The sequence below is a fragment of the Streptomyces sp. NPDC053755 genome (assembly GCF_040677675.1).
Classification (GTDB): Bacteria; Actinomycetota; Actinomycetes; order Streptomycetales; family Streptomycetaceae; genus Streptomyces.
In genome coordinates, this window is the sequence record NZ_JBFASK010000016.1 from 83,532 (window position 1) to 102,750 (window position 19,219).

18 protein-coding genes, 1 tRNA gene and 2 pseudogenes are annotated in these 19,219 nt (G+C 72.3%); 10 read left to right on the plus strand and 11 right to left on the minus strand.

The window, feature by feature from the left end; translation table 11 throughout:
* Positions 1–193 precede the first annotated feature (193 nt).
* Complete coding sequence (locus tag AB0K65_RS17450; RefSeq protein WP_365717300.1) at positions 194–739, plus strand: flavoprotein; 546 nt, start codon at positions 194–196, stop codon at positions 737–739.
* 27 nt (positions 740–766) lie between these two features.
* Here the strand turns inward: AB0K65_RS17450 and AB0K65_RS17455 are convergent, their stop codons facing one another.
* Positions 767–1,873 carry a hypothetical protein gene (locus AB0K65_RS17455; protein WP_365717302.1) on the minus strand — a complete coding sequence of 369 codons (1,107 nt, stop codon included), beginning with the start codon at positions 1,871–1,873 and terminating at the stop codon, positions 767–769.
* On the opposite strand from AB0K65_RS17455, the pseudogene AB0K65_RS17460 reads away from it, so the two are divergent.
* Both AB0K65_RS17460 and AB0K65_RS17465 read left to right on the plus strand, forming a co-directional pair.
* Positions 1,872–2,204 (plus strand): annotated as a pseudogene (locus tag AB0K65_RS17460) (hypothetical protein); the annotation flags it as partial. The gene AB0K65_RS17455 and the pseudogene AB0K65_RS17460 sit on opposite strands and share 2 nt — an antisense overlap.
* A gap of 146 nt (positions 2,205–2,350) precedes the next feature.
* A complete protein-coding gene (locus AB0K65_RS17465) occupies positions 2,351–2,707 on the plus strand; it encodes a hypothetical protein (protein WP_365717304.1) in 357 nt (118 codons plus the stop codon).
* Between the two features lie 58 nt (positions 2,708–2,765).
* On the opposite strand, the gene AB0K65_RS17470 is transcribed toward AB0K65_RS17465, so the two are convergent.
* Positions 2,766–3,524, minus strand: coding sequence for a GntR family transcriptional regulator (locus tag AB0K65_RS17470; protein ID WP_365717306.1), 759 nt, complete (start codon positions 3,522–3,524; stop codon positions 2,766–2,768).
* A gap of 202 nt (positions 3,525–3,726) precedes the next feature.
* Between AB0K65_RS17470 and AB0K65_RS17475 the strand changes: the two genes are divergently transcribed.
* Entirely contained in the window at positions 3,727–3,957 is a 231-nt protein-coding gene (locus AB0K65_RS17475) for a hypothetical protein (RefSeq protein ID WP_365717308.1), read from the plus strand.
* 151 nt (positions 3,958–4,108) lie between these two features.
* Positions 4,109–4,318 (plus strand): annotated as a pseudogene (locus tag AB0K65_RS17480) (DUF2277 domain-containing protein); the annotation flags it as partial.
* A 157-nt stretch (positions 4,319–4,475) separates the two neighbouring features.
* Here the strand turns inward: AB0K65_RS17480 and AB0K65_RS17485 are convergent.
* The 4 genes from AB0K65_RS17485 to AB0K65_RS17500 all read right to left on the minus strand — a co-directional run bounded on the left by AB0K65_RS17485 (position 4,476) and on the right by AB0K65_RS17500 (position 8,457).
* A complete protein-coding gene (locus AB0K65_RS17485) occupies positions 4,476–5,087 on the minus strand; it encodes a VTT domain-containing protein (RefSeq protein ID WP_365717439.1) in 612 nt (203 codons plus the stop codon).
* A 160-nt stretch (positions 5,088–5,247) separates the two neighbouring features.
* Positions 5,248–5,706: a DoxX family protein gene (locus AB0K65_RS17490; protein ID WP_365717310.1), complete on the minus strand. Its 459-nt coding sequence runs from the start codon at positions 5,704–5,706 to the stop codon at positions 5,248–5,250.
* Between the two features lie 137 nt (positions 5,707–5,843).
* Positions 5,844–7,700 carry an alkaline phosphatase D family protein gene (locus AB0K65_RS17495; protein WP_365717312.1) on the minus strand — a complete coding sequence of 619 codons (1,857 nt, stop codon included), beginning with the start codon at positions 7,698–7,700 and terminating at the stop codon, positions 5,844–5,846.
* 94 nt (positions 7,701–7,794) lie between these two features.
* The gene (locus AB0K65_RS17500) at positions 7,795–8,457 is read right to left on the minus strand and encodes an HNH endonuclease family protein (protein ID WP_365717314.1); all 663 of its coding nucleotides are present in this window, start codon (positions 8,455–8,457) and stop codon (positions 7,795–7,797) included.
* A 196-nt stretch (positions 8,458–8,653) separates the two neighbouring features.
* Here AB0K65_RS17500 and AB0K65_RS17505 point away from each other — a divergent pair, with 196 nt between their 5' ends.
* Positions 8,654–9,400 carry an ABC transporter permease gene (locus AB0K65_RS17505; protein WP_365717316.1) on the plus strand — a complete coding sequence of 249 codons (747 nt, stop codon included), beginning with the start codon at positions 8,654–8,656 and terminating at the stop codon, positions 9,398–9,400.
* A 266-nt stretch (positions 9,401–9,666) separates the two neighbouring features.
* On the opposite strand, the gene AB0K65_RS17510 is transcribed toward AB0K65_RS17505, so the two are convergent.
* A complete protein-coding gene (locus AB0K65_RS17510; RefSeq protein WP_365717318.1) occupies positions 9,667–10,335 on the minus strand; it encodes an HAD-IA family hydrolase in 669 nt (222 codons plus the stop codon).
* A gap of 136 nt (positions 10,336–10,471) precedes the next feature.
* Positions 10,472–11,245, minus strand: a complete 774-nt coding sequence (locus AB0K65_RS17515; protein WP_365717320.1) for a peptidoglycan-binding domain-containing protein — start codon at positions 11,243–11,245, stop codon at positions 10,472–10,474.
* Between the two features lie 516 nt (positions 11,246–11,761).
* Here AB0K65_RS17515 and AB0K65_RS17520 point away from each other — a divergent pair.
* Entirely contained in the window at positions 11,762–13,816 is a 2,055-nt protein-coding gene (locus AB0K65_RS17520) for an MFS transporter (RefSeq protein ID WP_365717322.1), read from the plus strand.
* 172 nt (positions 13,817–13,988) lie between these two features.
* Here AB0K65_RS17520 and AB0K65_RS17525 read toward each other — a convergent pair whose 3' ends face one another.
* Positions 13,989–14,477, minus strand: coding sequence for a GNAT family N-acetyltransferase (locus AB0K65_RS17525; protein WP_365717324.1), 489 nt, complete (start codon positions 14,475–14,477; stop codon positions 13,989–13,991).
* A 135-nt stretch (positions 14,478–14,612) separates the two neighbouring features.
* Positions 14,613–14,945: an antibiotic biosynthesis monooxygenase gene (locus AB0K65_RS17530; RefSeq protein WP_365717326.1), complete on the minus strand. Its 333-nt coding sequence runs from the start codon at positions 14,943–14,945 to the stop codon at positions 14,613–14,615.
* Between AB0K65_RS17530 and AB0K65_RS17535 the strand changes: the two genes are divergently transcribed.
* From AB0K65_RS17535 to AB0K65_RS17545, 3 genes are all read left to right on the plus strand, one after another.
* Positions 14,946–16,694, plus strand: a complete 1,749-nt coding sequence (locus AB0K65_RS17535) for a recombinase family protein (RefSeq protein ID WP_365717328.1) — start codon at positions 14,946–14,948, stop codon at positions 16,692–16,694.
* 1,010 nt (positions 16,695–17,704) lie between these two features.
* Positions 17,705–17,778, plus strand: a tRNA-Leu gene (locus AB0K65_RS17540).
* Between the two features lie 111 nt (positions 17,779–17,889).
* Positions 17,890–18,228, plus strand: a complete 339-nt coding sequence (locus AB0K65_RS17545) for an HNH endonuclease signature motif containing protein (RefSeq protein ID WP_365717330.1) — start codon at positions 17,890–17,892, stop codon at positions 18,226–18,228.
* Here the strand turns inward: AB0K65_RS17545 and AB0K65_RS17550 are convergent.
* Positions 18,225–18,470 carry an acyl carrier protein gene (locus tag AB0K65_RS17550; protein ID WP_365717332.1) on the minus strand — a complete coding sequence of 82 codons (246 nt, stop codon included), beginning with the start codon at positions 18,468–18,470 and terminating at the stop codon, positions 18,225–18,227. The two genes, AB0K65_RS17545 and AB0K65_RS17550, sit on opposite strands and share 4 nt — an antisense overlap.
* Between the last annotated feature and the right edge of the window lie 749 nt (positions 18,471–19,219).

The following is a 19,219-nucleotide window of genomic DNA, read 5'->3' on the forward strand; positions in this document are numbered from 1 at the left end:
TGGGGCTCGTTCCCGGGGGCGGTAAGGAAAGGTCTCCCCGACCTTTACCGCCCTTCGCGCGAGGCCAGTCGACGGGTCTTCGGTGAAAGCTTTCCTCCTCACTCGTCAGGACCATCCCGAGATGCCCGCGCCTCCCGCGCACCGGCCGCACATCGTCCGGCGCCGGCGGATCGGAGTGTGATCGGATAGGCGTATGAGCACTCGGACCCTGTACCTGTTCAGCAGCGCCGCGCCACCCGTGTTCGACATCGCCCGTGTGGTCGAGGACGCACAGGCCGACGGCTGGGATGTGTGTCTCGGGCTGACACCCACCGCCGCCCGGTGGCTCGGGCCCTCCCTCGACGGGCTCGCGGCGCTCACCGGGCATCCGGTGCGCTGGGACTACAGGTTGCCCGGCGAGCCGGAGGTCTGGCCGCAGCCGGATGCCGTGCTGGCCGCGCCGCTGACGTTCGGCACGTTCAATCGGTGGGCGCTGGGGATCACCGACACGTACGTTGTGGGGGTGATGGCGGAGGGGATCGGCAAGCGGATCCCGATGGTGGCGATGCCGTGCGTCAACGCGGCGTACGTTCAGCATCCGCAGTTCGAGCGGTCGGTGGCGACGCTGCGCGGCGCCGGCGTGACGGTGCTGTACGGGGAGGACGGATTCCTGCCCCATCACCCCGGTCAGGGCGACCCGGCGGCTTACCCGTGGCGGGTGGCGCTGGACGCGGTGCGCGACCTGCCGTCCCGCGTCTGACCCGGCTGCCGCCCGCGCCCGCCCCGGCTACCTGATGCCGTCCGCGTCGTTGACGTGGACGACGGGCGGGGCCTTCGGGGCGTGGGGGCCGTCGAGGGTGAGGAAGGCGGCACGGGTGCGGTTGTTCCGGCGGGTACACGCTTCGTAGACCACGCGCTGCCGGGGGTTGGCCGCCGTGTGGTGGTAGGCGTGCTTCCCCACCAGGTCGCAGTTCCGGTAGGTGACCACGCCCGGGTTCGTGTACTCGTGAGCGACGAGCGAGGGCGAGTGCGGCTGGAAGCCCAGCGCCGTGTCGGAGCAGCCGTCGAAGACCGTCTGGCCGGCCCACCTCGACTCGATGACCTTGGACGTCGCGTGCCGCAGCTCGAAGCGGACGGCGCGGACGTTGAGGTGCTGCACCGAGTCGTGGTGGCCGGCGGTCGGGAAGTGGAAGAAGCGGGAGGTGCCGCCGTCGGGGCGCCGGCCCTTGATGACGAAGGAACCGCTCTCGACGCTGATGAAACCGCCCTTGTCGGCGCGGACGAAGTCGCCGTGGTCGTACTCGATCTTGCAGCCGGTGAACCAGTAGTTGAGGAACTGGTCCTGCTGCGGCCGGCTCGGGGTCATGCCGATGCGGAGGAAGGCGTCGGCGTAGGCGCCGTTGACGTGGCAGTTCGTCCAGAACATCTCGGAGTTCGTGTTGCTGGCCTGGGGCCCGTCCAGGCCTATGCCCCGTTGCCAGGTGCCGCGCCACTCGCAGTTCGTCCATCCCCAGTCCTGGCAGGCGCCCGTCGACGACGAGTACAGGTACGACGCCTTCGGGTTGGTCGAACGGAAGCTGACGTCGTACCAGCGCACGCCCATCCACCGGTCCTTGTTGACCAGCAGCGGCTCCGGCCCGGTCATGACGATCTCCGACGCCCGTTTGCCGATGCCCCGCACCGTCAGGCCCTGTGCGCGGCCCGCGACGGGGCGCATGATGCTGCCCGACACCGTGTACACGCCCGCCAGGAGGATGTCGGTCGTCGCGACCGGCACCCCGCCGCCGGCATCGCGGACGAGCCGCTTGTCGACGTCGGCGAACAGCTTCCTGAAGGCGTCCGTCGCGTCCTTGCCGGGGGCGGCGCCGTAGTCCTCGGGGCGAACCGTGACCATGTCCCCCACCTCCTCCTCGCCGGGATCTACCCGCCGTGCGGGGGCCGCAGCCGCGTGGGGGACGGCGCACGGGGTCACTCGCGCGGCGCGGGAGGCGTCGGGGCGGCGGCCGGGTGCCCGGCCCGAGCGCCGCGGTGGACTCGGCGGATGGCCACGGACACCCCGCCCATCACCGTGCTCGGATCCGCCCCGCCGTACCCGCGTGCCGGAAACCCCTGTTCCGGCTACCTTCGTCGAAGGCGGCGGCGCACGGGTGTGGGTGGACGCCGGGAGCGGGGCGCTCGGGGAACAGCAGCGGTACGTCGGGCTCGGGGAGGCCGACGCCGTCTGGATCTCGCATCTGCACGCCGACCGCGCCGGCCTGCTCACCGCGTACTACGGGCTCCTCGACGCCGGCATCCGGCGGGAGTCGCCCTGCCCCTCTACGGGCCGCCGGGGACCACCGACCGGCCGGCCGGATTCCTCACCGACGGGGCGGTGCGCAGTCCCGTCGAGTCCGCCTTCGCGGTGGAGGAACTGTACGACGGACACGAGGCGCGCGTCGGCGGTCCAGTGCTGCGGAGCGGGGCCGTCGAGCACGGGTTGCCCGCCTTCGCGCTGCGCGTCGAGGACGGGGAGGGACGGAGCCTCGCGTACTCCGGCGACTGCGAGCCGTGCCCCGCGCTCGTCGAGATCGCCCGTGACTGCGGGCTGTTCGTCTGCGAGGCCGACGGCGAGGGGAGCGGTCACCACTCCGCGGCGCAGGCCGGCCGGTCCGCGGCCGAGGCCGGGGCGGAACGACGGGTGGTCACCCATGCGGGCCCGGGGACGGCGCCGGAACAGGCGGTGCGGTGAGCGGCAGAGCGCTTCCGCGGGGGCGTGGGGTACGCGGCGCCCGGCAGCGTCCTCGCCGTCACGCGTCGAAGTCGTACTCCAGGACGTACGACGCCGAGTCCAGCGTCATCTCGTTGAGTTCGACCGCGACGCCCTTGTCCGTGAACGCCGTACGGCTGATGAGGATGACCGGCGTGCCGAAGCCGAGTGCCAGCCGCGCCGACTCGTCGGCCGTGGGCATCCGGCAGCGGATCTCCTCGCGGAAGCGGACCGGCTGGTGGCCCAGCTCGGCGAGCCGGGCGTAGGTGCCGCCGGGGCCGGTGTCCGGGGTGGTGATCGGGGTGCCCTGGGTGAGGGCGGCCGGGAGGTACGACACCGAGAGCAGCACCGGCTTGTCGTCCAGGACGAAGCGGCGGCTGCGCACGCACACCGGCGCGTCCGGCGGGAGCTCCAGCGCCGCCGCCACCCTGGAGCCCGCCGTGGCCTCGTCCACCTCGATCTGGTCCACCTCCAGCGCCCGGTCCTCGATGTCCGCCGACCAGACCGAGCGGCCCGTGCTCCAGTGCTCGCGTGCGAGGCGGGGGATGCCGCGGCGGCGCAGCGGGCGGAAGGTCCGGACGAAGACGCCGGCGCCCTTGCGGGCCTCGGCGAGTCCCTCGTTGCGCAGGACGGAGAGGGCCTGCCGGGCGGTCATACGGGCGACCTCGTAGGTCGTCATGAGGTCGTTCTCGCCGGGGAGCCGGTCGCCGGGGGCGAAGGCGCCTGACTGGATGGCGGTCCTCAACTCGTCGGCGATCCGTTGGTACTTGGGCCGACGACCGCTGTTCCGGTCAGTCATGGGTGGGCCTCTCCCTTCGTCTGCGGGACACCCTACGGCGCACTCCCGAGCGGTGGTGCACGCCTGCGGGCCGACGTGAGCGGCCGATCCATCCATCGGGGGACATCTCTAGAGATACGTTGACAGGGAAGGGGCGCACGGCTTCTCTGGGGTGTATCTCTAGAGAGCTGGGACGGACAGGATTCCGGGACGGAGGCGATTCGTGCAGCCCTTGCCACTGCCCGAGGCCGGTGACCTCGTACGCGACGCCGCCACCGGGCGGGTCGGGTTCTATCTGGACAGCGTCGCGGGACGGTGCCTGATCCGGCCCGTCGACGGCGGCCGCGCCTGGGAGGCGGAGCCCGCGGACGTGCAGCCCGCGACACCCCTGAGGGAGCTGCGGGCCCGGGCCGCGGAGATCAACGCCAGGAGCAGGCGCGCCCTCGGAGGCTGAGCGTTCACGGAAGGCCGGCCGCGCGGTCGCCGCGCGGGCCCTCGCTCGTCGCCGAGCCGGTCCGGGCGGTGGTCGAGCCGTCGCCTACCGTTGTCAGTCGGTGGTCGAGCCGTCGCCGACCGTTGTCAGTGGGGCGCGTCACACTGGAGGCATGTGCCGCAGCATCAAGACCCTCCGACCGCCCGTCCTGCCCGAAGAGGCCACCGAGGACGACATCCACGCCGCCGCCCTGCAGTACGTCCGCAAGGTCTCCGGCTTCCGCGCGCCCGCCGCGCACAACCGGGAGGTGTTCGACCGGGCCGTGGAGGAGATCGCCCAGGCCACCGCACGGCTCCTCGACGGGCTGGAGGTCCGGGGCGGCCACAGACCGGCCCGAGAGACGCACGCCGGGACCGACGGGCAGGGTGAGCAGCACCGGACGCATGCCGAACACGACGGACACGACGGGCACGACGGGCATCGGCCCGCCAGGCGCGACGGGCGGCGTGAGCGCGGAAGCCAGGGCGCGAAGGGCCCGGTCAAGAAGCAGGAGCGGGAGCCGCAGCCGGACGCCGTATGACGTAGGCCGCCAGCGTTCCCGCGAGGAAGAGCGCGAGGACCGAGACCCCCGCGCTGAACCAGGTCGCGCCCAGCCACTGCCCGCCCAGCCAGCCCAGGCCCACGCTGTAGCCCGCCCAGGCCACCCCCGCCAGCGCCGACCACGGCAGGAACTCCTCGATCCGGCGCTTCGCCGCGCCCGCTCCGAGGGAGACCACCGACCGGCCGGCCGGGGCGAACCGCGCGATCACGACGAGCAGTCCGCCGCCCCGCGCCAGCGTCGCGCCGAGACGTTCCTGCGCCAGGGTCAGCCGTCGCGAGCGGGCGATGGCCCGGTCGAGCCGGGCCCCGCCCCGCCAGGCCAGGCGGTACGCCGCGAAGTCGCCGAGGACGGAGGCCGTGGCCGCGCAGAGGAGCAGCGGCAGTACGGAAGGGACGTCCGGGGACGCGGCCGTGGCCGTCGCGGCCGCCGTGGCGGCCGTGATCACCAGGATCCCGCTCGGCAGCACGGGCAGGAAGACGTCGAGAAGTACCGACGTCACCACCGCCGCGTAGATCCACGGGCCCGCGGTCAGCGACCGCAGTGACCCCATGCTGTCGAACACGTTCACAGGGTCAGAGCGTACGCGGGGCCGCCGGAGCGGTGGGGGACGGGGTGGGGGCGCGGTGGAGGAGGGGTGACGGACCTTCGTACGCCACGGGGGCCGGAAACCGCCGTCGCGGCTTCCGGCCCCCGTGAGCGAGCGGACGGGGTCATGCCGCCGCCGGTGCGCGCTTCTCCTCGGGGCGGGCCGGCTCGGCACCCCGCGCGCCGAACAGCCGGTCGAGGGCCAGGGCGCCGGGGCCGGTGAAGACCAGCAGCAGGAAGGCCCAGCAGAAGAGCGCCGCGCCCTCGCCGCTGTTCTGCAGCGGGAAGAGCGCCTCGGGCTGGTGGACGGTGAAGTACGCGTACGCCATCGAGCCGGAGGCGACGAACGCGGCGCTGCGCGTGCCCACTCCGGCCAGGACCAGGACACCGGCGACGAGCTGGATCGCGGCCGCGTACCAGCCCGGCCAGGCGCCGGCCTCGACGGTGCCGCCGCCCATCGCGCCGCCGAGGACGCCGAAGAGCGAGGCGGCGCCGTGGCTGGCGAAGAGCAGGCCGACGACGATGCGGAACAGCCCGAGCGCGTACGGCTGGGCCTGGTGCAGGCGGTTGACGGGACGGGGCATGGGGACGGACTCCTTCGGTCGGGTCCGTTCGCGGGGAACGGAACGCGGGGGGCGGAACCGATGAGGCCGTCAGGTTAGGCACCCCTCAGTAATACTTGCAAGTTCAACATTCGACCGGTCCGCATCTGTGGCGAGCCTCACCCGGCGTCGTCGCGCCGACGCCCCACGTCCCGCCGGTCCGCGCCGCCGCCCTCGTGGAGGACCCGCTCGTCGACCGTCACCAGTCGTTCCGCCTCGCGCGCTTGACGCAAGGTCAGGTGGGCCCGGCGGCCGCGGAGCGTCAGTGTCATCAGCTGGTTCCCGAACCACGGACCCCCGGTCTTGCGCCAGCCGACCACCGGCCGGCCCACCCGGCCGTGCCGGGCGAGCGCCCGCCCCAGGGCCCGGCCCAGCCGGCTCCAGCCGAAGCGGAAGCCGAGCCGGATGGAGGCGGGGACCGCGTTGTGCAGCGGCGAGCAGGTCAGTTGCGCCACGTGCGCCACCGGAGTCTCACCGGGGACTCTCCCGTCCGCCCACCTGGGCTCCGCCACGTACGCGTGGTGCACGTCTCCGGACAGCACGCACACGGTCGCGGGGGCCCCGGGGCCGCCGGCCGCCTCCGCGATCAGCCTCGTCAGCGACTCGAAGGACGCGGGGAACGCCGCCCAGTGCTCCAGGTCGGCTCCCCGGCGCACCCGCTCCCCGAGGCGTGCCCAGCGGCCGCGGGGTCCGCCCCGTTCGCCCCGGCACAGCGCCGCGTTCCAGGCCTCGGCGTCGTGGACGAGCGGCGGCAGCAGCCAGGGAAGGGAGGTACCGATGAGGAGGTGGTCGTACGAGCCCCGGTCGGCGAGCGCCTGCTCGCGTACCCAGCCCGCCTCGGCCGGGTCGAGCATCGCCCGGGCGTCCTCCTTCAGGACGCGGGCCGCCCTGGTGTCGACCATCAGCAGCCGGGTCCGGCCGAAGTCCCGCCGGTAGCTCCAGCGCACGCACGCCGGATCGCCGTCCGCCTCGGCCGCGAACCGCCGCAGCCGCTCCGTACCGTCGGGCACGGCGCACACCTCGGCGTACAGGGGATCCGCCGCCAGCTCGGCGGGGGAGAGATTGCCGAGATGCTGGTACACCCAGTACGACATCAGCCCGCTCAGGATCCGCTCGCGCCACCAGGGCGTGGCCCGCATCCCCGCCAGCCAGGCCGCGCTGGTGTTCCAGTCGTCGATGACGTCGTGATCGTCGAAGATCATGCAGCTGGGCACGGTGGACAGCAGCCAGCGGACCTCGGGCTCGCGCCACGACTCGTCGTAGAGCCAGGTGTACTCCTCGTAGTCCCCGACCTCGGAGCCCGGCGCGTCGCGCGGATCACGGCGCGAGGCGAGGCGGCGGCGGGTGGCCTCGGAGGTCTCGTCGGCGTACACCTGGTCGCCCAGGAGTACCAGCACGTCGGGGCGCTCGACGGCGGCACCGGAGCCCTCGTCCGGTCCGGTGGTCTCGGCCGTTCCGGCGGCATCCGCCGTGCCGGTGCTGTCCGCCGCCGCCGCGGCGAGGGCGGTCGCCAGGGTGTCGAGGGCGTCCGGGCCTACGGGGTCGTGGCCGCTCGCGGGCTTCGCCGCCCAGCGGCAGGAGCCGAAGGCGACCCGCAGCTCCTCCTCCCGTCCCGGAGCGAAGGTGCGGATGGTGCTCCGCGGGAAGGGCGAGTCGGGCAGCGGCCAGACGCGTCGGCCGTCCAGCAGCACCTCGTACGGTGTCGCCTTGCCCGGTGTCAGGCCGGTCACCGGGATGAGGGCGTAGTGGTGACCGGCGATCTGGAACGTACGCGCACGGCCGCCGGCCCCGTCCGCGCACCGGATCTCCGCCGCGCTGGGGCGGTCCGCCTCGACCCACACCGTCGCGCTGTCGCCCGTCACGCCGTCGACGTACCGCAGCACGGGTCCGAGCCTGAGCGCCGCGCCGGGTCCTGGCGCCTCGTTGAGTCCGAGTCCGAATCCGAGTCCGGGCCCGGGCCCGAGTCCGACGTCCATCGTTGATTCCCCTCCGTCGTTCCGCCGTACGGTACGGAACGACGGAGGGAGCAGGAAGCTTTCCCCGCGCGTCGTCAGCGGCCGCCGGGGATGGTCAGCAGCCGTTGAGGACGGACTGGAGGGTGCTCTTCTCCGCGGAGTCGACGCTCAGCTTCCAGTGGTACTTCACGTGGACCCACATGCGGGCGTACGTACAGCGGTACCCGGTGAGCGACGGCATCCACTCCGCCGGGTCCAGGTCGCCCTTGGCCTGGTTGACGTTGTCCGTGACGGCGATGAGCTGCGGACGGGTGAGGTCGTTGGCGAACGCCTGGCGCTGGGTGGTGGTCCAGGAGTTGGCGCCCGAGCGCCAGGCCTCGGAGAGCGCCACGACGTGGTCGATGTCGAGGTCGGACGCGGCGGTCCAGGTGGCGCCGTCGTACGCGGAGTACCAGGTGCCGCTGACGGCGGCGCAGCTCGAGTCCTGGACGACGTTGACGCCGTCACGCTTGAGGACGACCTCGCGGGTGTTGCAGGCGCCCGACTGGGTGCTCCAGTGGGGGAAGAGATCCCGGCTGTAGCCGGTGGAGGAACCTTCCGCCTTCACCGTGAGCGAGGCGAGGTACGTACGGGCGGTGGCGGCGCTGACCGGAGTGGGCGGCGCGGCCTGGGCGGCGGGGGCGGCCGCGAGGAGGCCGGTGGCGGTGAGGGCGGCGGTGGCGGTGAGGGCGCCCGCGCGACGGACGGATCGACGCGCGTAGACACTGGCGGCGAGCATGTGAACTCCCTTGGGTTGGGGGACCTTGGCCGTGCCGTCCGTCCGGCGGGCGCCGGGCGGCCCGGTCATCGTGGGGGCGCCGGGTTTCGGTAGGGGGTGCGCCAGGTAACAGGGTGACGACATGAGCACGTCACATCAAGAGGTGGGAAGGGTGTGACGGAGCGACAGATTCCTTTTCTCCGCCTAGGGTTGCCGCGTGCTTCTGGACGTCAATGTCACCTTCGGGGTGGTTCTCGCCCTTCTGCTCGCCGCGGCCGCGGGGGTGGTCGCCGTCGCGCGGCTGGGGCGGGCGCGGGACAGCCTGATCGCCGGAGCGCGGGCGGCCGTCCAGCTGGTGGCCGTCTCGCTGGTGATCGGCTGGGTGATGCGCCACGTGCCGCTGCTGCTGGGTTTCCTGCTGCTGATGTTCGCGGTCGCGGTGTGGACGTCCGGCCGGCGGATCGTTCCCGCGCCGGGGCGCGGCTGGTGGTGGACCGGCGCTCCGATCGCGGCGGGCGTCGTGCCCGTCGTGGCGGCGCTGGTGGCGACCGGACTCGTGCCGGTGCGGGGCATCGCGCTCATCCCGGTGACCGGGATCCTCATCGGCGGGGCGCTGACGGCCACGGTGCTCGGAGGGCGGCGCGCGCTGGACGAACTGGAGACGCGGCGGAGCGAGGTGGAGGCCGGCCTGGCTCTGGGCCTCCTCCTGCGCGAAGCCCGCCTGGAGGTGGCGAGGAAGGCGGCCTCGGACGCGCTGCTGCCGGGGCTCGACCAGACCAGGACGGTGGGTTTGGTGACCCTGCCGGGCGCGTTCGTCGGCATGCTCCTCGGCGGCGCGTCACCGTGGGAGGCGGGAGCGGTGCAGCTGTTCGTCCTGGTCGCCCTGATGGTGGTCCAGGCGGTGGCGGTCGCGGTGGTGCTGGAACTCGTCGCGCGGGGGAGGCTGGCGCGGGCGCCGCGGTGACACGGTGACGCGGGGGTTCTTGAGGTGCGTCGGCCGCCGGGGCGCCGAGCGGGTCGGGCGCGGGGCCGAGGCGGGGGCGCCGCGGTGACACGGTGGCGCGGGGATGCCGTGCGGTGGCGGTGCGGGGGAGGCCGACGAGGTCGGGCGTCCGGACTCCGGCGGGGCGGGACGTCGGGACGTCGCCCCCCGGGCGTAGGACTCCGGGGGGGCGGGGCATCGAGGCCCGACCGCGGCCGGGCGCCGGGACTCCCGCCCCGGCCAGGGCGTTACGCCAGGACCGTCAGCTCGATCGTGCCGTCCGCCGCCGGAGTGACCCGCAGGGCCGTCAGGTCCTCGACGTGTACGTCCGGGGCGAAGGCCGCCGCGCGCGGCCCCACGCCCACGACCCGCATGCCCGCCGCCCGGCCCGCCTGGATACCGGCCTCGGAGTCCTCGAAGACGACGCAGTCCGCCGGGTCGAAGCCCAGCTCGGCCGCGCCCTTGAGGAAGCCCTCCGGGTCCGGCTTGCTGGCGCCGACGCACTCCGCGGTGACGCGCACGTCCGGCATCCGCAGCGCCGCCGCGCCCATCCGCGCCCGGGCGAGGGCGGCGTCGGCCGAGGTCACCAGGGCGTGCGGCAGGGAGGCGATGACGTCCATGAAGGCGGGGGCGCCCGGGACCGGCACGACACCGTCCAGGTCGGCGGTCTCCTCGGCCAGCATCACCCGGTTGTCCGCGTGGTTCTCCTCCATGGGCCGGTCGGGGAGGAGGACGGCCATGGTCGCGTACCCCTGGCGGCCGTGGACGACCTTGAGCGCCTGCTCGGGGTCGAGACCGTGGCGGACGGCCCAGCGGCGCCAGCAGCGCTCCACGACGGCGTCGGAGTTGACGAGCGTGCCGTCCATGTCGAGGAGGAGGGCGCGGGCGGTGAGCGTTGCCGGGGTGACGGCGGCCATGAACGGTCTCCAAAAGGGGTGGGAGGAGAACGAAGTGGACCCGCTCACCGGTCAGGGAGTGCGAGCGGGGCCACTTTGTTCCTCCACGATACAAAACGGGGGGCCGTCACGCCAAACTCGTCCCGGATGGCGGACCTCACCCGTCGGTCTCCGCCTCCAGCGCACGGCGCGTGTGCGGACCGTAGACGCCCGGCGGATCCTCGCGGATGTACTTGTACGACTGGTAGCGCGCGACCGCCTCCTCGACGTCGTCGTCGTACCGGCCGTCCGCCCGGCCGTCGTACGCCCACACCTGGCGCAGCCGTCGCTGCAGCTCCTTGACCTCGCTGCCGTAGTCCCCGGGGCGCAGGGTCGGTTCCTCGGCGGTCTGCGTCGGGGCCACGGCCGGGGCGGAGGGGCTCCGGCTCGCGGACGGCGACGGCGGGCCGGCCGGCGAGGAGGAGGTCGCCGGGCCGCCCGAGGGCGAGGCGGAGGGGCTCGCCGTACGGGCGGACGGCGAGGCGGAGGCGGAGGGGGTGGCCGAGGGTGAGGAGGTGGCGGAGGCCGACGCCGAGGGTGAGGGGGTCGGGGACTCCGAGACGGCGACGTTCTCGGACGGGCTCGTGGTGACCGTGGGCACCGCCGCCCGGTCGTCGGTCTCCTGTCCGCCGTCGAGCAGCCCCGCAGCGAGGGCCGCCGTGCCGATCACCGCCACGGCTACGGCCGCCGCCAGCGCCACGAGCGCGCCGCGTCGGCGGGTGGCGGGCCGTTCCTCCCCAAGCTCGCGTGGGTGGCTCCCGGTGAAGTCCGGGTCGCCGACGACTCCGCGCAGGAGCAGCGGCATCGTCTCGGAGGGGGCGCCGGCCCGAGGCGCGCCGGCCGTGAAGGGCGCGGCCGTGAAGGGTGCGGGTGTGGGAGCCGGTCCCGTCACGGGCAGAGGCGCCGTCTCCTCCACCGACGACGGCCCCGACGCCCCCGACGGCGTCGACTCGGGCGCCGACAGTGGCGCCGGTGACGGTGAGTCCGGCTGCGGGTGCGGGTGCGGTTGCGGCTGTGCTCGCGGCGGCCTCGGCCCCGGCGGCTCGTCTCCCCCCGACGACACCGGTCCCGCGCCGCCCGGCCCCGGTACCTCAAGTGGCGGTACGGGAGCCCCTCCGTACGCCTCCGTCGGCGGTTCCAGCGTCACGTACGGCCGAATCCGCAGCGGGTCGAAATCCTCCGCCGCCGCTATCTCCGCCCGGACACAGGCGCAGCCCGGTCTCTGTACGCCACAGTCTGGACAGACGTGTCCGCTCACAGTGGGTCCCCTCCCCATTCCGATGCGAGCGATTATGCAGGCCGCCCCTCGCGGTACAGGAACAGCCGTTCCCTTCGGCGGGCCATAACGGGACATAACGATCAGGATGGGGGGTACGCAATCCGCGGAGGAGACCCGAGGAGAGTGCCCATGGCCCAGGAAGTACGCACGCCGGACGTCGGCGGGGGCCCCGAGCCCGGGGAGGGGCAGAGCCACCGGACCGTCATCGTCGCGATCGGCGCGCTGCTGCTCGGCATGCTGCTCGCCGCGCTCGACCAGACCATCGTCTCCACGGCCCTGCCGACGATCGTCAGCGAACTCGGCGGCATGGAGCACCTGTCGTGGGTCGTCACCGCCTACATGCTGGCGTCGACGGCGGCCACCCCCCTGTGGGGCAAGCTCGGCGACCAGTACGGCCGCAAGAAGCTCTTCCAGGCCGCGATCGTCATCTTCCTGCTGGGCTCCGTCCTCTGCGGCATCGCCCAGAACATGCCGCAGCTCATCGCCTTCCGCGCCGTCCAGGGACTCGGCGGCGGCGGCCTCATGGTCCTGTCCATGGCCATCGTCGGAGACCTCGTCTCACCACGGGAACGCGGGAAGTACCAGGGCCTGTTCGGTGCCGTGTTCGGCGCCACGAGCGTCCTCGGCCCGCTGCTCGGCGGGCTGTTCACCGAGCACCTGTCCTGGCGATGGGTCTTCTACATCAACGTGCCGATCGGCATCGTCGCCCTCTTCGTGATCGCCGCCGTGCTGCACATCCCGGCCCGGGGCACCCGGCACACGATCGACTACCTCGGCACCCTCCTCATCGCCTCCGTGGCGACCTGCCTGGTCCTGGTCGCCTCCCTCGGCGGCACCACCTGGGAATGGGGATCCCCGCAGATCATCGGCCTCGCGGTCCTCGGAGCCGTACTCCTCGTCTGCTTCGTGCGGGTCGAGAAGCGCGCCGTCGAGCCCGTCCTGCCCCTGAAGCTGTTCCGGATCAGGACCTTCACCCTCGTCTCGGTGATCAGCTTCATCATCGGCTTCGCGATGTTCGGCGCGATGACGTACCTGCCGACCTTCCTCCAGGTCGTCCAGGGCGTCACACCGACGATGTCCGGGGTGCACATGCTGCCGATGGTCCTCGGCATGCTCCTGACGTCGACCGCCTCCGGCCAGATCGTCTCCCGCACCGGCCGCTGGAAGGTCTTCCCCCTCGCCGGGACCGCCGTCACCGCCGTCGGGCTGCTCCTCCTGCACCGGCTGACCGAGACCAGCTCCACCTGGGAGATGAGCCTCACGTTCTTCGTCTTCGGCGCCGGACTCGGCCTGGTCATGCAGGTCCTGGTGCTCGTCGTCCAGAACGCCGTCTCCTACGAGGACCTGGGCGTCGCCACCTCCGGCGCCACCTTCTTCCGCTCCATCGGGGCCTCCTTCGGCGTCGCCGTCTTCGGCACCCTCTTCACCAACCGGCTCACCCACAAGCTCGGCGACGCCCTCGCCGGCCAGGACGTGCCGCCCGGCGTCGATCCGGGGCAGCTGGCCGCCGACCCGCGCACCATTGCCGCCCTCCCGCCCGGGCTGCGCCCGGAGGTCCTGCACGCGTACGCCACCTCGATCACCGACGTGTTCGTCTACGCCGCCCCCGTCGTCCTCATCGCCTTCGTGGTCGCCTGGTTCCTCAAGGAGGACAAGCTGCGCGGCTCGGTCACCGCCCCCGACACGAGTCAGACGCTCGCCTCCAACCCGGTGGAGCGCTCCTCGTACGACGAGTGCGCCCGCGCGTTGTCGGTGCTCGGCTCCCGGGAGGGGCGCAAGGCGATCTACGTGAAGATCACCGCGAAGGCCGGGCTCGATCTGCTGCCCGCCGCGAGCTGGCTGCTGCTGCGCATCCGCCGTCACGGCACCGTCGAACCGGCCCGGCTCGCCGAGACCACCCCCGTACCGCTGCGGGCCATCACCGAGGCGGCCCGGCAGGTCGAGGAGCGGCGGCTCGCCCGCCGGGAGGGGGTGCAGTTGATCCTCACCGACGAGGGGGTCGCGACCACCGCCAGGCTGGCCACGGCGCGCGAGGAGTCGCTGGCGGAGCTGCTCGGGGACTGGTGGGGGCCGGATCGGCCCACGGATCTGGTGAAGCTGGTGGAGGAACTGACGGCCGAGCTGAGCGGCTCGGACGCGGAACGTCCCCAGTCGCCGGAGCCGCCTCGCGACCACCACGCCTGACGTCGCCGTCGCCGGGTGCCTCGGAGCGGGCCGCTCGCCGCCGCCATGAGCCTGCCGTGGCCGTCGCCGGGATCCTGGAGTGCGCCGCTCGCTGCCGGCGCCCGGCTCGCGTCGCCGGCGTGTGCTGACGTCGCCGTCGCCTGCGGCCATGGCCCACGGCCTGTCGCCGCCGTCAGGCCGTGGGTGCCAGGGCCTTGCCGTACCAGACGTCCATGTACGGGCCTTCGCAGTACGCCGGTATCTCCGCGTACCCGTGGCGGACGTAGAGGGTGCGGGCCTCGATCAGGTCGAGGCGGGTGTTGAGGACCATCCGGCGCGCGCCGAGCGCCCGAGCGGCGTCCTCCAGGCCGTCCATCAGGAGGCTCGCGCCGCCGTTGCCCCGGAAGGCGGGCCGGATGTAGACGCGGGTCAGCTCGGCCCGCTCGTCGTCGAGCATCAGGACGCCGCCGCAGGCCGCCGGCTCGCCGCGGAACGCGCCGACGAGGAACCGGCCGGTCGGCGGAGTCAGCGACTCCACGCCGTCGCCGGTCAGGCCCTCGTCGATCTCCGCCTCGGTCGCGGGCCGCTTCCAGTAGCGGCTCGCGACCTCGGCGTAGTAGTCGCGGCGCAGGGCGGTGGCGGCCGGGGTGTCGACGCGCTCGGGGGAGAAGCTCCAGCTCATGCGCGCCATTGTGGGGCGCGCACGGCCACGGGCGCCTCTCCGTATCGGCTCGGCGCCGGGAGCGACGAACGCCGGGGGCGCGGGACCCCGCCGCACTCGCCCGACCGTTCGCGTCCCGCCGGGCCGGCCCCGGGGTTACTTGGGGGAGGCCTGCTGGACGACCTCGAACGACCACAGGGTGGACCCGGTCGCCGCCGGCCTCGGCCGCTCCGCGCCGCCCTCGCCCCCCGGGGCGCCCTGGTGGGCGGCCTTCATGGAACCGTTCATCCAGTTCTGGAAGTCCTCCTCACTGCGCCAACGGGTGTAGACGAGGTACTGGTCCGTACCCTCCAGGGGGCGCAGCAGCTCGAACCACTCGAATCCGTCCGACCCCTCCACGGCCCCGGCCCGCGCGGCGAAGCGCTGCTCCAGCACCTCGCGCTGCTCGGCCGGCACGGTCAGGACGTTGATCTTTACCACACTAGGCACATGACACCTCTCAGGAAGCACAGGCCGGGCGCTGCGCCGAGCCTTGATCACGTCCGTGCAGTCTCGTACATCCGCCAGTCAAAGCGGCGTGAGGACGACTCGCAGGCGTCGCCCGTGGCGCAGCGCGAACGGTGTGCCTCGCTGATCGCGTCGAAGGGGTGGAGCGACGCGGGCCACTTCGAGGACGTGGGCAAGTCGGGGTGGGACCCGAGCATCCACCGCCCGGGGTTCGAAGAGATGATGACGGCCGTGCGCGGCGGGCACGTGGACGCCGTGGTCGTCTTCTCGCTGTCCCGCCTGACGCGTCGGGGCGCGCTGGAAGCGATGCGCATCATCGAGGAGCTGGAGACGCACGGCGTCCGGCTGGTCAGTGTCGAAGAGCCGTACCTCGACACGTCCACGCCGGTGGGTGTCGGCATCCTCGCCATCATCGCGGGCCTGGCACAGCAGGAGTCCGACATGAAGTCGGCCTACGTCTCCGCCACCAAGGACACGCTGCGGCGGGCCGGTAGCCATGTCTCTGGCGTCGCTCCGTACGGCTTCACGGCGGAGAGGGCGACCAGCGGCAAGCTGTCCGTCGTCCGACTCGTCCCGGACCCGGTGGAAGCCCCGCACGTCCGCGACATGGCCAAGTGGGCGGCGGAAGGCATCTCCGCCTCGCAGATCGCCAAGCGACTGAACGAGGACGGCGTGCCCACGAAGGCGGTATCCCTGGGGGAGTCGGGAGCCAAGCGCCTTGCTTCACGCCGTGCGCGCGGAGTCTCGGAAGCTGTCGAACGCCCCGCGTGGGTGTCGTCCACTGTCCTGCGCATCCTGCGGGACCCGCGCCTTGCGGGGTACGCGATCGAGTGGCAGGGACGGGTGCAGGCGACCAAGGACGCCGACGGCAACCCCGTCCCCGGCAAGACGGGGAAGCGCGTCATCCTGCGAGACGACGAAGGACAGCCCGTCCAGTCACACGAAGGGCTGATCCCAGCGGATGAGTGGTGGAAGCTCCAGGACGTGCTGGACGGTCGGACGCAGGTGGTCGTACGAGCGGGCCGACGCGTCCCGACCCTGCTGGCCGGGCACGGACTGCTGTTCTGCGACGTCTGCGGTTCCGTGATGGTGACCGACCGACGAGCCGGGAAGCTCTACTACAAGTGCAACCGGGCCGGGGGAGTCGTCGCGGGCCACGGCGGTCTCGTCATCGGCCAGGACGCGGCGGACAGCGAGACCGCTGGCCGGGTGTGGGCACGTCTCATGGCCGTGGACCCCGATGACCCGGAAGACCTTGAGTGGCTGGCCGAGGCGTCACGGCGCTTCGCCCGCCAACAGGACACGTCCCAGCGAGACGCGGAACGCGCGGCGGTCCGAGCCGAGTTGGAGCACGTAAGGGAGTCGCGCCGCATCCTCCACGGGGACCGGCTGGCCGGCGTCTACGCCGACGAGACCGGTGCGCAGATGTTCAGGGAGTCCATGGCGCGGTTGGCTGCCCATGAGGAGCGGACGGCCGAACGGCTGGCGGAACTGGAGGCGACCGGCAGCCGAAGCATCCAGATCCCCAACGAGTGGACGAGCGTGGACGGAGATCCCATCGGTGAGGGATCGACATGGGCGGCGTGGGACCTGGAGAAGAAGCGGGAGTTCCTGGCGCTCTTCATCGACTCCGTGAGGATCGCCAAGTCCGTCGGCAGGGGCCGGAACGCGAACACTCGGGACCGCGTGATCGTGCGGTGGGCTGAGTCGCCGGACCCTGCGGGCGACTGAACCGCCTGACAGATCTTGTATCGGCCCGTTGCCGGGGATTTCCGGTGGCGGGCCGTTCGGCGTTTCAGAGCCCCACCGCCTTGCTGCCCCCAGCGGGGCCGACCAGCGGGCGGAGCCATGACGGTATGACGGTTCAGAGTGTTTTTTCGTATGCACAAGAAAAAATAAGGAGAAAACCAAACCGTCCGCCGAAACGCCATCCCGTCATGCTCGGCCCTCGGGAATCCGGTGGTCCCCACACCACAGTGAGGGACCGAGCGGCACGGCTCGCAGCCGGACAGACGGCGCGGGAATCCGTTGGTCCCCACAACACAGTGAGGGACCGCACGGAGCCACCGAGCACGCCGCACGGCGGGTGCCGGGAATCTGCTGGTCCCCACAACACAGTGAGGGCGGGACTACCGCGCACCCACCCAAGGGGGATCTCGGCGGACCGAGTGCCCGCCCTCACATCAGCTCTGCCCGTGCACCACGCACCCCGCCGTTACGGGGGTGGCCGCAGGGGTCGTGAGGCAGAGCGCGGGGGACCGCATCGCCCATGAGTAACCGGCTCGTCCGCGAGTCGCCGAAAGGGGTTGTAAGCGCGTGCGGTCCCCCACCGTGTCCGGACCGGCTCCGCCGGCGAGGACGACCAAGCCCACCTGACCCAATCGGTAGAGGTGCGCGGTACCGGTCCCGGCTCGGGGATATCGGCCGCAGAGTTCCGGGTTCGAGTCCCGGGGTGGGCACTGGTTACGGCTGCGGGAGCACGGGGCTGCCGAGAGGCGGGGTAAGTGCGGAGATACCTGCGGCTGCCTGGTCCACGGTCGGGGCCACAGGGGTGAGACCGACGGCCCAATTCCAATTGTCGGCCGCACCGATGGCACCGGAGAGGTCCGGGTCATCTGCGGCGTGGGCGGGAGCGGCGAGAGCGATCCCCGAGAGGGCGAGTGCTGCGGCAGTAACGATCTTCTTCATGACTTGCTGAACGAATGCCCCGGGGTGGGGAAACGGTCCCTCACTCCATCGGAGCCCGCCTAGCCCAATGGCAAGAGGCGTCGCGCTTAGACCGCGAAGGTTCCCGGTTCGAGTCCGGGGGTGGGCACGCAGAGAACGACGACCAGGCCGACAACGGGTGACCTGATGAGCAACGTGACGGGGCCCACGGGCCCAGTGCTAATGGGCATCAGGATGCCCGACGACATAGAGGGGCGCCATGCACTGTATCGACTGCACGGAGCCGGCGACCCATCGGGGCCGCTGCGAGACCCACCACGGGGCGTACGAGGGACGTCCGACTGTCCGCACCCGCCGCGCACGGAGCCGACGACGTGCGGCCCGGAACGATGCTGCTGCACGACTTCGCCGGATCATCGAGCGGAAGGGGCACGCGTGGTGTGACTGGTGCCTAGACGACTTCCCCGCGGCAGACGTGGACGTGGACCATGTGCGGCCCCTCTCGATGGGAGGGGCCGACACGGACGGCAACGTTCAGGTGCTGTGCCGGGGGTGTCACCAGCTCAAGACGAGCACGGAGTTCGGGGGCGCGGCCTAGGCGTTGGCGGGGGCGTTCGCCACCGCGCGGGCCAAGTCCTCAACGGTGCGGATGCTCTCGGGAGACACCTCGATGTCTACGCCGAACGCTTCCCCCAGCTTGCCCGCAACCTCCGTGAGTGCGAGCTCATCGACCCCCAGCTCATCGAGACTGGTGCCGGGGTGGATGGGCTGCGACGAGTACTGCCCACTGAGGATGTCGTGGACCTTCTTGTATGCCTGGTCATAAGTGATCTCTGCCATGGCTGGCAGCGTAGGGCTTCGAGACTTCCGCTCACCATGCACGCCGACGCCGTCACCTGATCGAGTGAGGAACGGACGTGTCGGTGCGTGTGGCCTAGTGCTGTGCCCACCACGTTCCCGCTGCCCCGCCGGCGGTGGTGATCAGGGCGACGAGCCAACCGGGTACGCGCTGCACAATCAAGTGCAGCCCGCCAACACGGAGTTCGAGCGCGGGACGCGTCTCGGTCTTCGGGTTCATGTCTTCAGTGAAGCACTAACCCACCCCCGCTTGTCACACGCCATATGTGTATAAAGCCGCGCCTGTCAATTTGACGTTCTGGACATGTCCGCGCCGCAAATTGGAGGTCCCTCATGCCTCGACGACCCCGTCCCCCTTGCTCGGTACCCGGGTGCCCCGAGCTGACCGCCCGTGGTGGCCGCTGTGCCGCACACGAGCGTGAGGCGAACGCGCTACGGGAAACACCGGGGACGAGCGCGTACGGGCGACGGTGGCCGAACATCCGGCGCCGCTACCTCTACGCCCACCCGTGGTGCGTGCTGTGCACGAAGCCGGCGACGGTGGCTGACCACTTCCCGGAGTCGCGTCGCTCGCTGGTGGCGCGTGGCGTGACCGATCCGGACGCGTGGCATCGGCTGCGTCCGCTGCGCACGTCGTGCCACAACCGCGAGACCGCGCGGCATCAGCCCGGCGGATGGGCTGCCGAGCGTGTCCGTCCTCGCTTGCCCGAGCCCCCGACCAGGGGGTGACC